Origin of the sequence: Agrobacterium sp. Azo12 (assembly GCF_029193765.2) — a bacterium.
Taxonomy (GTDB): Bacteria; Pseudomonadota; Alphaproteobacteria; order Rhizobiales; family Rhizobiaceae; genus Agrobacterium.
This window is the reverse complement of record NZ_JARFYO020000001.1, coordinates 56334-71699: the sequence shown is the minus strand read 5'-3', so window position 1 is coordinate 71699 and position 15366 is coordinate 56334. Positions and strand designations below refer to the sequence as shown.

Genomic DNA, 15366 nt, shown 5'->3' with positions numbered 1-15366 from the left:
CTGCCCACAAAAAATGAGAAAAAAGCGGCCGTTTCGGTCGCTTTTTTGTTTTTAGACTATCCATGTTCAGCTGCTACTATCGTCGCCGTTGCGAATTTGCGCTTTGATGCGCCATTGCTCTTGGGTAGAACTAGGCTCCAATTTTGATGAAAGCCAATGGCAAGTGCGCGTGATGCTGCCAATTGTTCCGGCTTTTGTCGCATGCAGGCGAATAGGGCTGTTACTTGATGGAAACGTCGCGGAAAGTCATACGCATATCACGGCACGGAGGTGTTTTGGTGCAAGCCACACGTGCTGTTCCCGAGGAGGTGCCAATCGCCTTTTCCTATGGCGGTTCTACCCATGCCGTCATGATGGGCACACCGGCCGACTTGGAAGACTTTGCCATTGGTTTCAGCCTGACAGAGGGTATAATCCGTGATGTCTCGGAGATCATCGATATCGAAATCCTTGCGGCCGATCAGGGTTACGATGTGCAGGTAATGCTTGGAGATAATCAGGCTGATGCACTGCGTGCGCGACGTCGTCATATGGCAGGGCCAGTCGGCTGCGGCCTCTGTGGAATTGAATCGATCGAACAGGCACTTCGTCCGGTTCCCGACGTTTCGGCTGCCACGCTCAAAGCGACGTTTGATGACATTGTGTCTGCGATCACGCTGTTGTCGGATGGGCAGTCACTTAATCGGGAAACGCGCGCCGTGCACGGCGCCGGCTTCTACCTGCCAGGTGAGGGATTGCTGGCTGTTCGCGAGGATGTAGGGCGGCATAATGGCCTCGACAAGCTGATTGGCGCTGTCCTTCGTGCTGGCCGCCGTGGCCGCGACGGTATGATTGCGGTTACAAGCCGTGTTTCCGTCGAGATGGTGCAGAAGACTGCTATTCTTGGCAGTCCCATCCTCCTGGCGATCTCGGCGCCCACTGCACTTGCCATCGAGACGGCGGAAAAGGCCGGTGTGACACTGGTGGCATTGGTGAGGGGTGAGGACTTCGAAATTTTCACCCATGCTCACAGAATTGTTGAGATCGCAGCGGGTGCGGATATCGGGTCCTGATTTTGCTTTTAGGCGCCGCTCTGCTATTCGTCATTTTTAAGCTGATAGCGGATGTCGCAGGAGAGTGATGTGCAACACGAAGTGGTTTCAAAGCCGCAGGCCGCGGCTCAAGAATCCGATTTCGGACCGTGGCTCGCCAAGGCATCTATTCTTGTGGTGGACGATGAGCCAGGCATGCGCAATTTCCTTGTGCGCACGCTGGAAAGCCGCTGCAAATTTATCGACGAAGCATCAGATACGGTTGAGGCCAGCCGCAAGCTGGATGAGCGTCATTTCGACATTGTCATTCTCGACAATATCATGCCGAAGAAAACCGGTCTTGAATGGCTGGCAGAGCAGCGCTCCATCGGCCTTTATGCCGAAACGATCCTGATGACGGCATATGCCGATCTGGATACGGCGATACAGGCGATCCGCGCCGGTGCGGCGGATTTTGTGCTGAAACCGTTTCGGTCAAACCAGATCCTCAATGCCATAACTCGCGCGCTGGACCGCATCCAGTTGCAGCGGGAGAACTTTGCGCTCAAATATGAGCTGAGGGCCGCGTCCGATCACATCTATCTGCGTGATCGGATTTTCGGTAGCTCTGCGACCATTCAGCAGACACGTGAAATGATCAGTCGCGTTGCACCCTTGCCAACGTCGGTGTTGCTGACAGGTGAGTCCGGGACCGGCAAGGAAGTGCTGGCGCGTTCCCTTCACGAACTGTCCGACCGGGCTGGTAAACCCTTCGTGCCGCTCAATTGTGCGGCTATTCCCGCTGACATGCTGGAAACAGAATTGTTTGGCCATTTGAAGGGCGCTTTCACGGGAGCGGATTCCCGGCGCGAGGGTCTTTTCCTGCATGCGCAGGGTGGCACGCTGTTCCTTGATGAAATCGGTGAAATGCCGGTGGCGCTACAAAGCAAGCTGCTGCGCGTCATTGAAGATCGCAAGGTTCGGCCGGTTGGTTCCGAGCGCGAAGTGCCGATCGATATTCGCTTTGTGTTTGCCACCAATGCCGACCTTGCCAAGGACGTTGAAAAAGGCCGTTTCCGCGCTGACCTTTATTACCGCATCAACGTCATGCAGGTGCATCTCGCGCCGTTGCGTGAACGTGAAAAGGATGTTCTTGAACTGACCGATCTGTTCATGAACAAGCTGTCGCGGCAACTCGGCATGCCACCCGTGCAGGTCGATGATGCGATCAAGGCGGCTTTGCTCGCCTATAACTGGCCCGGTAATGTTCGTGAGCTGCGTAATCTGATCGAACGTACCCTCATTCTGGGCCGCTTTCCTGCGGACCTACGTGGCGGTATTTCTGCGCCTGCCAGCAATGCCACGCTGGAAGAGGTTGAGCGCCGGCACATATTGAGTGTGCTCGACGAGGTTGCTGGCAACCGTGATGAGGCGGCAAAACGGCTTGGCATTTCCCGCAAGACCATTGATCGCAAGCTGACCTCCTGGCATGGCTGATCTGCAACATCAGCCAAAAGTCGTCAGCCCGGTTCGCTCCGTCCGCGTTAAACTGCTGGCGATTGCCCTGTTACCAACCCTGGTGATTTTGCCGCTACTGCTGGGCGTGACGATGGTGCGTTGGGGCGCCAAGTTCGATTCACTTCTGATCTCCAAAGTGCATGGCGATCTGACCATCGCGCATCAATATCTGTCGACCATTCTCGAAAACACCGGCGAACGTATTGAATCCATTGCGACTTCTGCGCGGCTTCAGGATGTCTTGCAGGATGATACAGCGACACAATTGGGTGGTTATCTGGAAGAAAGCCGCGAAAAGCTGGGGCTCGACTTCCTGTTTATCATTGACCCTGAGGGGCGGGTTACCGCCAGTGCCGGAACGGAAGTGTCGCGTGTGCGGGTCAATTGGCCCGTGCGGGCCAAGGCGCTGCAGGGAAAAGCCGCTTACGCATTCGACATTTTTTCCAATGACGAGTTGGGAGAGATTTCCGCTGCGCTGGCGCAACGCGCCCGCCTGGAGCTTGTAAAGACGCCAAATTCTGGGCAATCGGAACAGCTTTGGGAAACACGCGGTCTCGCCATTCACGCCGCCAGTCCGATTGATGTTTCGCCTGGCCGGCGTCTGGCTCTTGTCGGTGGCAAACTTCTCAACCAGAATCTCGATTTCATCGATACGATCAATGATCTGGTCTACAAGGAAGCCAGTCTGCCGGAGGGCAGTCAGGGTACGGCAACGCTGTTTCTGGATGATGTCCGCATCAGCACCAATGTCCGTCTTTTCGAAGGGAAGCGGGCATTGGGAACGCAGGTATCCAACGCCGTGCGGACTGCGGTGCTGGGTGAAGGGCGCGTGTGGCTCGACAGCGCCTTTGTCGTAAACGACTGGTATGTCTCCGCCTATGAACCGCTGGTCGACAGTTACGGCAATCGTGCGGGCATGCTCTACGTCGGATTTCTGGAAGCGCCATTCGCCCGCGCCAAATATGAAACGGTCGCCGCGGTGATTATTGCGTTTCTTGCGATAACCTTGATGAGCATTCCGGTGTTCTTGCGGTGGGCGCGCAGCATCTTCAAACCACTGGAGAGAATGACCGAGACCATCGCCCGTGTGGATGAGGGTGATCTTGGTGCGCGAACCGGGCTGCCTGCCACGCATGATGAAATCGGGCAGGTGGCTGTTCATCTGGATGATTTGCTGCAGCGCCTGCAGGAGCGTGAAGGTGAACTGCGCGCTTGGAATGAAGAGCTGAATGTGCGTGTTGACGAACGGACGCGGGAATTGCAGCTTGCCAACCATCAGCTGGAAGCCACCACGAAACAGCTGGTGATTTCTGAAAAGCTGGCCACGGTAGGAGAGATCACTGCCGGCGTTGCCCATGAGATCAACAATCCGATTGCCGTCATTCAGGGCAATCTCGAGGTGGCGCGTTATCTGATCGGTGAAAACGCCGATCTGGCCAAAACCGAGTTTCGACTGATTGATGAGCAGGTCGAGCGCATAAGCCGTATTGTCACCAAGCTGCTGCAATTTGCGCGACCAGAAGAATTCGCCGGTTATGTTGAACGGCATGACCCGGCCCATATCATGACCGATACTATGCCACTGGTTCAGCACGTGCTGAACCGCAGCGGTATCAATGTCGTGCGTGATGACAATGTCAGGCGGTTGGTGTTGATGAACCGCACCGAGTTGCAGCAGGTGCTGGTCAATCTGATCGTCAATGCCGCTCACGCAATGCCGCATGGCGGCACGTTAGGTCTTGGCTGCCATGATGCAGAGCGTGACGAGCGAGCTGGTGTTGTGCTGACAGTGTCCGACACCGGAATCGGCATGGATCAGGATGTTCTCGCTCGAATTTTTGAACCGTTTTTCACCACCAAACGGCAGGAAGGTACAGGGCTTGGTCTATCGGTCAGCCAGATGCTGGTGATCCGTCAAGGCGGTATCATTACCGCTGAAAGCACGCCCGGAACAGGAACGACCTTCACGGTCTGGCTACCTGAAGCGCAATAAATCTCCCATATCAGACCTGCTGTCCGGGCGCGATTTTGTCGCACCACCTGGACACTTTGTCGCATTGCCACGGACATTTTGTCCGAAATGCGGCGGAATTTTATTCTAATTCATTGAAATTCCGTGGTTTTATTTTTGGCACGATCTTTGCAGTTGTCAAAACGCAATTCGGAACAAGCGAAATGGGCGGGTTTTAGGAGAGGCCGCTCAAGCCGCGTCAGGGTCGGGGTCCATGACACGCAAGCCTGATCAAATGTCCCATGCCGGTGTGTGCTCACCGCCGGTCGGAACAGCCGAATAAATGACAATAACCGTATTCGCGTGGCGTCCAGCCGGGTCGAATGGAGGAAACACATGACTGCTACGAACGAGACGTTCACTGGCAACGCAGCCGGTATCGGCTTCCTTGACCGTGAGCGCATTATCGCCAAGCCTGGCTTTAACCGCTGGATGGTGCCGCCTGCTGCGCTGGCCATTCATCTCTGCATCGGTATGGCCTACGGCTTTTCCGTGTTCTGGCTGCCTTTGACCAAGGCAATCGGCATCAACCAGTCCGTCGTTTGCTCGGACATGGGCCTTGCGACTGCCCTGTTCACCACCAGCTGCGACTGGCGCGTCAGTGATCTTGGCTGGATCTACACGCTGTTCTTCGTTCTGCTGGGCTGCTCGGCTGCGATTTGGGGCGGTTGGCTTGAGCGCGCTGGCCCACGCAAGGCCGGTTTCGTATCGGCTGTGTGCTGGTGTGGTGGCATGACCATTGCTGCCATTGGTATCATGACCCACCAGCTGTGGCTGATGTGGTTCGGCGCCGGTGTCATCGGTGGTATTGGCCTTGGCCTCGGTTACATCTCTCCGGTTTCGACCCTGATCAAGTGGTTCCCTGACCGTCGTGGTATGGCGACCGGCATGGCGATCATGGGCTTCGGCGGTGGTGCAATGATCGGTGCGCCGCTTGCGGATGCGCTGATGCGCCATTTCCGTACCGATGCATCGATCGGTGTTTGGGAAACCTTCCTGGTCATGGCTGCGATCTACTTCGTGTTCATGATGGCTGGTGCATTTGGATACCGCATTCCGCCTGCCGGCTGGAAGCCTGAAGGCTGGACAGCGCCTGCTGCCAAGAGCTCAATGATCACGACCCGCCACGTTCACCTGAAGAACGCGCACAAGACAAAGCAGTTCTGGATGATCTGGCTGGTACTGTGCCTTAACGTTTCGGCTGGTATCGGCGTACTCGGCATGGCTTCACCGATGCTGCAGGAAATTTTCGCCGGTTCGCTGATTGGTCTTCCCGATGTCAAGTTTGCTGATCTGAACACTGAACAACTGGCGTCGATTGCAGCGATTGCTGCCGGTTTCACCGGTTTGCTTTCGGTATTCAACATTGGTGGCCGTTTTGTATGGGCCTCCATGTCTGACCGTATCGGCCGCAAGGCAACCTACTTCACCTTCTTCGCACTCGGTATCGTACTCTACGCATCTGCCCCTTGGGCTGCCGGTCTCGGCAACAAGGCGCTGTTCGTGGGCATGTTCTGCATCATCGTGTCGATGTATGGCGGTGGTTTTGCGACTGTTCCAGCCTATCTGGCCGATATCTTCGGTACGCAGTTCGTTGGTGCTATCCATGGTCGTCTGCTGACGGCATGGGCAACAGCCGGCATCATTGGCCCTGTTGTCGTGAACTACATCCGTGAAGCACAGATCGCAGCGGGCATTCCACGCGCGCAGGTCTACGATTTCACCATGTATATTCTGGCGGGCATGCTGGCTGTTGGCCTCATCGCCAACCTGCTGGTGAAGCCGCTGGATGCCAAGTGGTACATGTCTGACGAAGAAGTTGCAGCCTTACAGGCCAAGACCAAGGCCGTGGACACTGGTCCTTCCGGTTCTTTCGGTATTGGCAAGGGTGGTCTCGACGCCAAGGCGCTGATTGCCTGGGCTGTTGTCGGTATTCCGATTGTCTGGGGTATCTGGATTACCCTGCAGAAGACTTTTGTGCTCTTCGTGTAAAAAGAAAAGGCGGCTTTCGGGCCGCCTTTTTTGTTTCTGGATGTACGCGCTACAGCGTCAGAATTCTGTCCATTGATCGGCGCGCTCTGCAGGCATGGCTGATGTGGCGTGCCGCAGACTGGCAACCATCTTATGTACCGGTGATGCGACCTGCTGGTGTCTGCTGACAACGGCATGTGGGGTCGGTGCTTCATAGGCCTGTGCCTGAGCATTGCCGATACGGAACTGGGTCAACAGCTCCCGCAATATTTCCGATTCGCGCGCCAGACCGTGGCTGGCGGCAGTCGTTTCCTCAACCATTGCCGCATTCTTCTGCGTTGCCTGGTCCATCATGTTGACGGCCTGGTTGATTTCCGCAAGGCCGTTGGCCTGCTCGCGGGCCGCTTCGACAATCGCCGAGACATTGACGTGGATCTGGTCGACCTGATTGGCGATTTCTCGCAGCACGCCACCTGTCTGACCAACAAGTTCGACACCATTGGCGACATGGTCGCCTGAGGTATTGATCAGGTTCTTGATTTCCTTGGCAGCACTGGCAGACCGTTGTGCCAGTTCGCGTACTTCCTGCGCGACGACGGCAAATCCTTTGCCTGCCTCGCCAGCACGTGCCGCCTCAACACCGGCATTCAACGCCAGGAGGTTCGTCTGAAACGCAATGTCGTCAATCACGCCGATGATGTTGGTGATCTCCTTGGAGGAGCGAGATATCTCGTCCATGGCGCCAATTGCCTTGTCGACAATGGCACCGGAGCGTTCGGCATTGTTTTTGGTGGAAGTTACCAGCCTTCCGGCATCGTCGGCGCGCAGACTGGAATCCTTGACTGTTGTGGTGATTTCTTCGAGTGCTGCGGCGGTCTGTTCGAGTGAGGCAGCCTGCTGCTCGGTTCTTTGCGCCAGCTGGTCCGCAGCCGTGCGAATTTCAGAAGAACCTGCGGCAATTGTTGTCGCGTTGTGGGCCACCGTCTGCATGGTGTTGCGCAGTTTGGCGATGACTTCATTAAAGTCGTGCCGAACTCTTTCCATGCTGGGCACAAAGGCAGTATCGAGATTTTGCGACAGTTCTCCATCGGCCAGGGCTCTGAGGCCGTCGCCAAGTGCAGTAATTGCGCTCATGCGTGGGGTGACGTCGGTTGCAAACTTGACGACTTTGACGACAGTGCCCTTGTCGTTGAAAATTGGGTTGTAGGCTGCCTGTATCCAGACTTCCTTGCCACCTTTGCCAAAGCGAACAAATTCATCGGCAATAAATTCGCCCTGTGAAAGGCGCTGCCAGAATTGGGCATAATCGGATGTCGCAGCATAGTTCGGCTCGCAAAACAGGCGATGGTGTTTTCCCACGATCTCCGAGAGGTCGTAACCCAGTGTTTTGCAGAAGTTTTCATTGGCGGTGAGAATTTCACCAGTTGAGGTGAACTCGATCACCGCCTGTGATTTGGAGAGGGCATTCAGCTTGCTGGCATCTTCGACCGCTTTTTGTTTGACGGCGGTGATGTCGGTCGCCAGCTTGATGACCTTGTAAACTTTGCCGGAGCGGAAAACTGGATTGTAAGAAGCCTGTATCCAGATCTCGCGTCCGTCCTTGCGGATGCGCTTGTATTCTTTGGTGTCGTGTTTTCCCGCCGACAGGTTTTGCCAGAACTGGGTGTATTCGGCAGATGCGCTGTAATCTGGCTCACAGAACATGCGGTGATGTTTGCCAACAATCTCGCTCAGGTCGTAACCGAGGGCTTTGCAAAAGTTTTCATTGGCATTGAGGATTACGCCGTTTGGGGTGAATTCAATCACGGCCTGCGATTTAGATATGGCATCAACGATATTTCTGGCATCACTGACTTTATGCAGGCCGAACATTGTACCCTCCCGGAAACAGCGAAAGTGAGAGCGTTTACTTTCGCTTGGCAGCGTTATCGCGATTCATTCGCTGACAGGGAGAAAAATCATCAATCTCCAATATAGTGATTAGAACATTAGAATATTAAAATGTAATTGATGCATTGTTGCTTGAAGCTCTTTTTAATACAGAAAGAAACAGGGGGATTTTAGCTGTTTAACACAAACAAAAACCGCCACGAATGGATCGTAGCGGTTTAAAATCATAGGACGTTTGGAAAGATGATCTCGCTCGCGATGTGTGGCGTAGCGTGATGCATGTTTCTTATGCTGCCAGATCTTCGATCTCGTTGCCCTTGAACATCTTTGCGAGGTTCAGGAAGCAGATCATGCCATGTTCGTTGGCGATGATGCCTTCGGAGAAGGACTTGTCGAAAGAAGCTGATACTTCCGGCACAGGCTGAACCTGATTGGCAGGAATTGTCAGAATGTCGGATACGCGGTCAACCAGCATGCCGATGACCATGTTGTGAACTTCGGCAACCACGATGGCGCTACGCTCATTGGCAACGGTGCTTTTCATGCCGAGTTTGTAGGCGAGGTCAATGATCGGAATAACAGATCCGCGCAGGTTCATCACGCCAATCACGTCAGCTGGGGCGTGCGGGATCGGGGTGCATGGCGCCCAGCCGCGAATTTCGCGGATTGTGGTCGTCTTCACGCAGAATTCCTGATCGTGCAGGCGGAATGCAATAATTTCCAAAGTGTCGCTGCCGAAGTTTGTAGAATTAATCGTCGCCATCAGAATTCTTCCCAATCTTGCTGTACTTGCGCCAAAGCAAGAGAACCATGTGTTCTGGCTGCTGGTGTGGCAACCGTACCGCGTGCTCTTGATGCCAAGGGCTGCACATCCCCTTTCACATCATTCCTTTTAACGTGAGAGTCTTGCGTAAATCTAAATTGTCTTAGCAAATTACGTAAAGATTCTGCTTCTTTTGCCAAACCGTGGCTGGCGGCGCTGGTTTCTTCCACCACGGCCGCGTTCTGCTGCGTATTGGCATCTATGGAATTGACCGCAGAATTGATTTCTTTCAATCCAGTCGCCTGCTCGCGGGTCGTTTCAATCATGGCTGCGACATTCTGATTGATTTCGGCCACCTGACGGACGATCAATTCCAGTGATTTGCCTGTCTCATCAACAAGCGAAACACCATTGGCAACCTGCTCGGTTGATTTGGTAATCAGCGCCTTGATTTCCTTGGCGGCATTGGCGGAACGTTGCGCCAGTTCACGCACTTCTTGTGCGACCACGGCAAAGCCCTTGCCAGCCTCACCGGCGCGAGCTGCTTCCACGCCAGCGTTCAGCGCAAGCAAATTGGTTTGGAAGGCGATCTCATCGATGACGCCGATAATGTTGCTTATGCCCTTGGACGATTGCTCAATCTCGTCCATGGCCGCAATGGCGTTGTTGACGACAGTCCCGGAAAGCTCGGCGCCGCTCTTGGCCTTCGCTACCAGTTGCCCTGCCTCTTCCGCTCTGCGGCTGTTGTCAGTAACCGTTTGGGTCATTTCTTCCAGTGCGGCTGCGGTTTGCTCGACAGCGGCTGCCTGTTTCTCCGTCCGTTCGGCTAGAGAGCTTGAGGCAATGCTGACTTCATGTGAAGCACCAGCAATGCCCGTCGCATTGTCTGAGACAACTTTCATGGCGTCGCGCAGTCTGGCGATCGATCCGTTAAAGTCTGTGCGCAGTTTGTCGAGGGCAGGGATGAAAGGTGTGTTGAGCTGCGTCGTCAAATCGCCATTGGCGAGGCCGGTCAAACCATCAGCGATTTCATTGACGGCGCGGACGCGTTCCGTCACGTCGGTGGCAAACTTCACGATCTTGAAGACATTGCCTTCCTCATCAAGAATTGGATTGTAGGATGCCTGAATCCAGACGGGTTTTCCGCCTTTACCTATGCGCTTGAATTCCTGGGCAATAAATTCTCCAGCTGCCAATTTTTTCCAGAAGGTCGCATAGTCGGCACTGTCCCGGAACGCAGCTTCGCAGAACATGCTATGATGTTTGCCCTTTATTTCTTCAAGCCTATAACCGAGACAGTTCAGAAAGTTGCTGTTGGCCGTAATGATCTGGCCAGTGGTGGTAAATTCGATAATAGCCTGAGCGCGTGAGATGGCATTTATCTTACCCGCATCCTCGGCTGATTTGAGCTTTGCTTCGGTAATTACAGTGGCAATCTTGATAACGCTCTGGACCTTGCCGCCAATGATCACAGGGTTGTAGGAGGCCTGTATCCAGACTTCGGTGCCACCCTTGCCGATGCGCTTGTATTGTCTTGCATCCGCCTTGCCGTTCGCCAAATCCTGCCAGAACTTCCTGTAATCCTGACTGCCACTATATTTGGGGTCACAGAATATACTGTGATGTTTGCCGATGATTTCGGCGGCTGAATAACCAAGTGCGCGGCAGAAATTGTCATTTGCAGACAGTATCTTCCCGGATGGATCAAACTCAATCATCGCTTGAGTGCCGCCAAGGGCAGTCAAAACAGCTTTTGCATGTGATCCCGGAAAAAATGACAAGCTCATGGGTGGCTCCCGTCTCCGCGAGGCGTTGTAAAATTGAAAGTCCGGAAGCGTTTCCACTGATTGAAACGTCAGGACTCAATGTTATGTTTGGGGTGTTTCCTGAATATGCGAAATCAACTGACGATTTTTTATACAAAATCATCATTAAAAAATTATAAATAATAACAATAGGGTATTTTTGATATATTTATATTTGCAATATTATGAAACTATAAACTTATACATAAGCAGTACATAAGAGATCAATATTCTTTTTCGTAGAATATACCTGCTGCGCCACCGCCATCTGCGCCTGCTTCACCCCGTAGTTTGACGCCTCTGCCAACATCCAGATTGATCACAGCCTTTGCGCCTGAACTGCCACTCTGTTCCAGTTCAAGATAGGTGCGGTCATTGATGTATTTCCCGGCAGATACTTTCGCGTCACCCTTTTCGTCGGTGGAGATATCAAGATCATCGACGCCAAGATTGCTGCGCAGACTGTTGAACAGCGACGTGGAACGTCCACCGGCAAGCTGGCTTGCAGCATCTGCCAGACGGGCAATCTGAAGGGCAGACAGTTTCGACATGGACTGACCGAAAATAAGCTGTGCCAGCACTTCATCTTGCGGCAGTGCCGGAGACGAGGAGAAGGTAATTGCCGGATCATTGGCCAGGCCTGAAACAGAGACAGTAATAGTTGTCGACCCGGAGGCGGAATCGGCTGCCATATCCAGAACCGGTACCAAGCCCCCACCGAAAGTGATGTTGCCGGTGGTGAAGTCCAGTCGTTTGGTCAGGACTTCGAGCCTGCCACGCTTCATGGTAAAGCCACCGGATACCACGGGATCGGCAGCGGTGCCGCGTACCACCAGATTGCCGGTCAGTTCGGCATCGACGCCGCGACCGCGCACGAAAATGCCGTTGGGCGCATTAATGTTGAGGTCGAGACCAATGGTGGAGCTGCTGCCATTGGACTCATCCGCCTGCATGTTGCTGACCTGTTTTTTCACCGCAGGTGGCGCATTGCGATGTTTGATATCGATAGCGGTGAGCGAGGCTGGCAAGCGTTCAGGAATGGTAATGGCGCTCTTGTCCAGCGTCAGTGTTCCCGCAAGCACGGGGTTGGCGAGCAATGCGCCCTTCATGGTCAATGTGCCGCTGACAATAGTGGTGACCAGTGTGCCGTCATTATAAGCGGCGCGGTCCAGCACGATCGATAGGTCGGCCGGGAAATTGGACGCTGGCGTGATGCCGACTGAACCGGAGGCTGAGATCGTACCACCGGCCGCAAGCCTCCCGGACAAGCGCGAAATGACGGCGCGGTCACGATCAAAGGTGATCGTGGCACCAAGATTGTTGACGGTCAGATTTCTACGTACATCGGTCAGCTGGGTGCCATCGGTTGAAACCGTGCCGGTTATCGACGGGGCTGCAGCGGTGCCGGATATATTGAGATCAATATTGGCACTGCCGGTCACCGACAAACCCTGTTCGGCTGTTTGTGCTGCAACGGCTGCAAAGGGCAGATTACCCTTGAAGGCCAATGACAATGGCTGGTTGCCGGAGATACCAACTGAGCCGCCGCCGGACAATGACAGTCCGCCCTGACCGGTTAGTCCGGTTGTGATGTTCAGCAGATTGTCGGCAAATGTACCATCGGCCTTGATGCTGAGTGGTGCAAGGCCCGCCGCACGTGTCTGGCTTACAACGGCGTTGTTCCAGCTAAGGTCATAACCGACAGATGGATTTGCCGCGGCACCTTTGGCGGTGACCGTGCCGGAGATATCGCCGGATGCGTCAAGACCACTGGCGAAGGCATTGGCAAGGCTGGCCGGCAAAGAACGGATAACAGCGTTGATATCAAGGTTTGAGCCTGCCGAGCCATTTACTTCAATGCGGCCATTGCCTGTCTGAATGGTGAGGCCGTTGATGCGCGCCGTACCATTGTCGACAGTGATATTGGTCGGTTGTGCCAGCTTGACCGGGATACCACGCGGAGCGGCGGAAAAGTCCCTGATAGCGACAGTCAGCGGTTGTTTGCCGGTATCGACGCTGCCGGATGCCAGAAGTGGCGCATTGTCGTATCGGGCATTGAGGTTGAAGCCTGTTGCGGACCCGGCATGGGTAATATCCAGCTTCAGTCCGCTGATGGTGTTTGCGCCGGCATTTATCGCCTGTGCAGTCAACGTTCCCTGTGCCGCCAAGGCCTTCAGGTCGCTGACAGCGATATCGGCTGCGAGGTTTGAAATTCCATTCGTACCTTGGCTCAGCGATTTGCTGTTGGCCTTCAGAGTGATTGCCGTCGTTGTCGCATTGCTGTTGAAGACAGCAGTACCTTTCAAATCACCTGCGGCCTGCTGGGCTGCCAATGCGGCGAGCAACGAGACGTCAGGAAAGTCGAACGCTAGAGTACCGTTGGGCTGGAAGGTCGGCGTAAAACGCAGATCACCTGTCAGGCTGTTGGGTCCGATGTCGACGCGCAATGACGGCAGAGCCGTTCCATTCTGGTCCTGAACCAGAGCGGCCTTAGCTTCGATTGGCTGGCCATCCAGCGTGCCGCTCGCCGCAATGTCTGCTTGCGGTGCTGCGGGGTCGGCCTTACCGCTGGCGGTCAGTGCAAATGCTTCGAGCGAACGCCCGGCCATCGTGGCACGGGCCGAGTTCAGGCTGGCTTTGAAATCCGGTGTAGCAAGCGGGCCTGTCGCTTCCACGGCAAAACCGGCTGCCCCCTGTGCGTTGGCCAGCAGTTTTTCGAGAGCAAGGAAACGTCCGCCGATCTTGGCCTGCACTATGCCGTTGTCGAGCAGCAGATTACCATTCGCTTCGACCAGATCCGAGCGAACGACAAGGTTTTCGAGGCTTGTTTTGCCGCCGATGACAGCGTTGACATATCCCTCGACCGCAATGGTTTTTTCGATCTTTTGTGCCAGTGCCTCAGGAAGGATCTGCGGCACTGCGAACAGGCGCAGATTTGCGGAAACGGTTTTGCTGTCCAGCGTATAGGTGCCGCTGGTGGTGCCGCCGATGCTGGCGCTTTCCAGTGTCGCGGCTTCAAAACCGATAGCCGTTGGAGACAGGCGCAACGGTGCCTTCAACGTGGCGGGTGCTTTAACCAAACGGTCGAGATCCGGGCTGACCAGCGCGGAACCATCAACGGAAACCGTCGTGTCGACCGTTCCGGTAAAGGCTGCGAGATTTAGGTCCTTGCTTGCCGCAGATAGCTTGATGCCATCCAGACGTCCCTGCGGAATTTCCACAGATCGCAGTGCGGCGGCGACATTCAAGGCTGCAGCCTGCGCGTTGCCGCGCAACGAAATATCGGCGCCATCGATCAGAAGCCGTGCCTGACCACCATCCATCGGCAAACGGAAATCAACAGGGCCATTGGTGCCAATCAGGTTGGCGCTCAAGTCGTTCATGCCTTGCGGATCAACGGTGCCGGAGGCGGCCAGCAGCAGCGCGCCGGTTGTCAGATTTCCGGTTTCGATGTCGATACGGCCGTTCGGATCGAGTGCGACATTGAAGTCGATCTGCGTTTCGCCATTAAAAAGCTGGCGGTACAGCGGGGGCAATAGCATGTCCGGCTGACCACCGCCGGTCAGCGCAATACGGCGCACGCCGGTATCGGCAAGTTTATGCTGGCCGGTCAGGCTCAGGATGCGATTGCCATCGACGGCGCCGACCAATTGGCCGCTCCAGTCGGACAGTGGGCCTTGACCATCAATGTCAAGCGAAACAGCGGGGGCGCCGGGCAATGCCAGAAGGTTTGCCAGCATGCCGCCCTGTGGTTCGCTTAAATTAGCCTTGAGTTGCAGAACATTCTGCTCGGGCACATAGGTGAAATCGGCCGTGATGCCTGCCTGTGGCACATCCTTGCGGTGAACGGCGATGTTGGCGGCCATATCTTTGGACGATGCCTTGGCATTGCCTGACGCTACCAATTCAAACGGGCGTCCAGCCAAGGCTTCACCAAGCTTGATGTCGTCGAAAGCAAGGTTTTTGATATCGACTGCAATCGGCAGCGAGAAACTACCGCTTTCCTGTTTTGCCGGTTGTTCAGATGGCAAGGGAGTGCGGTCAAATTCGATTGTGCTGGCTGAGACCAGATCTGCGCGGAAGGTGCCGGTGAGCAGCGCGGTTGGAGACCAGTCGACAGCAATGCCATTGATACGGGCATAGACCCCTTCGCGGTCGGACAGCACGACGCTGTCAAGGCGCAGATTTCCGGTAAGGAGACCCTGTGGGGCGGAAATCTCAACCTTTTGATCGGCTGTGGAAGCAAGCGATGAAATCTGGCGGGCCGCAAATTTTGAGCCGGATGCGGTAAAGCCTATGAACGAGACAAACAAAACAAGAAACAGCACCAACCCTGCGGCGATGTATAAAACCCATTTTAAAGGTTGAAGCAGTTTCTTCATGGTGGTGTTTTGCCTT

At 54.8% G+C, this 15366-nt stretch carries 8 protein-coding genes; 4 read left to right on the top strand and 4 right to left on the bottom strand.

Annotated elements, in window-relative coordinates; genetic code table 11:
* Positions 1-227: 227 nt before the first annotated feature.
* The 4 genes from fdhD (at position 228) to PYL13_RS00245 (ending at position 6531) form a co-directional block, all read left to right on the top strand.
* Positions 228-1052 (top strand): formate dehydrogenase accessory sulfurtransferase FdhD, encoded by an 825-nt coding sequence (fdhD, locus tag PYL13_RS00260; protein WP_275643677.1) that lies wholly within the window; start codon positions 228-230, stop codon positions 1050-1052.
* A 69-nt stretch (positions 1053-1121) separates the two neighbouring features.
* Positions 1122-2507 carry a sigma-54-dependent transcriptional regulator gene (locus tag PYL13_RS00255; RefSeq protein WP_441296611.1) on the top strand — a complete coding sequence of 462 codons (1386 nt, stop codon included), beginning with the start codon at positions 1122-1124 and terminating at the stop codon, positions 2505-2507.
* Positions 2500-4521, top strand: a complete 2022-nt coding sequence (locus PYL13_RS00250) for a sensor histidine kinase (RefSeq protein WP_275643679.1) — start codon at positions 2500-2502, stop codon at positions 4519-4521. Before PYL13_RS00255 ends, PYL13_RS00250 begins: the two co-directional genes overlap by 8 nt.
* A gap of 354 nt (positions 4522-4875) precedes the next feature.
* On the top strand, positions 4876-6531 hold the full coding sequence (locus PYL13_RS00245) for an OFA family MFS transporter (RefSeq protein ID WP_275643680.1): 1656 nt from the start codon (positions 4876-4878) through the stop codon (positions 6529-6531).
* A gap of 57 nt (positions 6532-6588) precedes the next feature.
* Here the strand turns inward: PYL13_RS00245 and PYL13_RS00240 are convergent, their stop codons facing one another.
* The 4 genes from PYL13_RS00240 to PYL13_RS00225 all read right to left on the bottom strand — a co-directional run bounded on the left by PYL13_RS00240 (position 6589) and on the right by PYL13_RS00225 (position 15350).
* On the bottom strand, positions 6589-8382 hold the full coding sequence (locus PYL13_RS00240) for a methyl-accepting chemotaxis protein (RefSeq protein WP_275643681.1): 1794 nt from the start codon (positions 8380-8382) through the stop codon (positions 6589-6591).
* 304 nt (positions 8383-8686) lie between these two features.
* Complete coding sequence (locus PYL13_RS00235) at positions 8687-9163, bottom strand: chemotaxis protein CheW (RefSeq protein ID WP_192490381.1); 477 nt, start codon at positions 9161-9163, stop codon at positions 8687-8689.
* Positions 9163-10950, bottom strand: coding sequence for a methyl-accepting chemotaxis protein (locus PYL13_RS00230; protein ID WP_259149573.1), 1788 nt, complete (start codon positions 10948-10950; stop codon positions 9163-9165). Before PYL13_RS00230 ends, PYL13_RS00235 begins: the two co-directional genes overlap by 1 nt.
* A gap of 242 nt (positions 10951-11192) precedes the next feature.
* Positions 11193-15350 carry a translocation/assembly module TamB domain-containing protein gene (locus PYL13_RS00225; RefSeq protein ID WP_275643682.1) on the bottom strand — a complete coding sequence of 1386 codons (4158 nt, stop codon included), beginning with the start codon at positions 15348-15350 and terminating at the stop codon, positions 11193-11195.
* Positions 15351-15366 lie beyond the last annotated feature (16 nt).

Bases quoted from the DNA above. Each gene is read 5' to 3' on its own strand.
- fdhD (WP_275643677.1), top strand. From the start codon at position 228: ATGGAAACGTCGCGGAAAGTCATACGCATATCACGGCACGGAGGTGTT.
- PYL13_RS00250 (WP_275643679.1), top strand. From the start codon at position 2,500: ATGGCTGATCTGCAACATCAGCCAAAAGTCGTCAGCCCGGTTCGCTCC.
- PYL13_RS00245 (WP_275643680.1), top strand. From the start codon at position 4,876: ATGACTGCTACGAACGAGACGTTCACTGGCAACGCAGCCGGTATCGGC.
- PYL13_RS00240 (WP_275643681.1), bottom strand. From the start codon at position 8,382: ATGTTCGGCCTGCATAAAGTCAGTGATGCCAGAAATATCGTTGATGCC.
- PYL13_RS00235 (WP_192490381.1), bottom strand. From the start codon at position 9,163: ATGGCGACGATTAATTCTACAAACTTCGGCAGCGACACTTTGGAAATT.
- PYL13_RS00230 (WP_259149573.1), bottom strand. From the start codon at position 10,950: ATGAGCTTGTCATTTTTTCCGGGATCACATGCAAAAGCTGTTTTGACT.
- PYL13_RS00225 (WP_275643682.1), bottom strand. From the start codon at position 15,350: ATGAAGAAACTGCTTCAACCTTTAAAATGGGTTTTATACATCGCCGCA.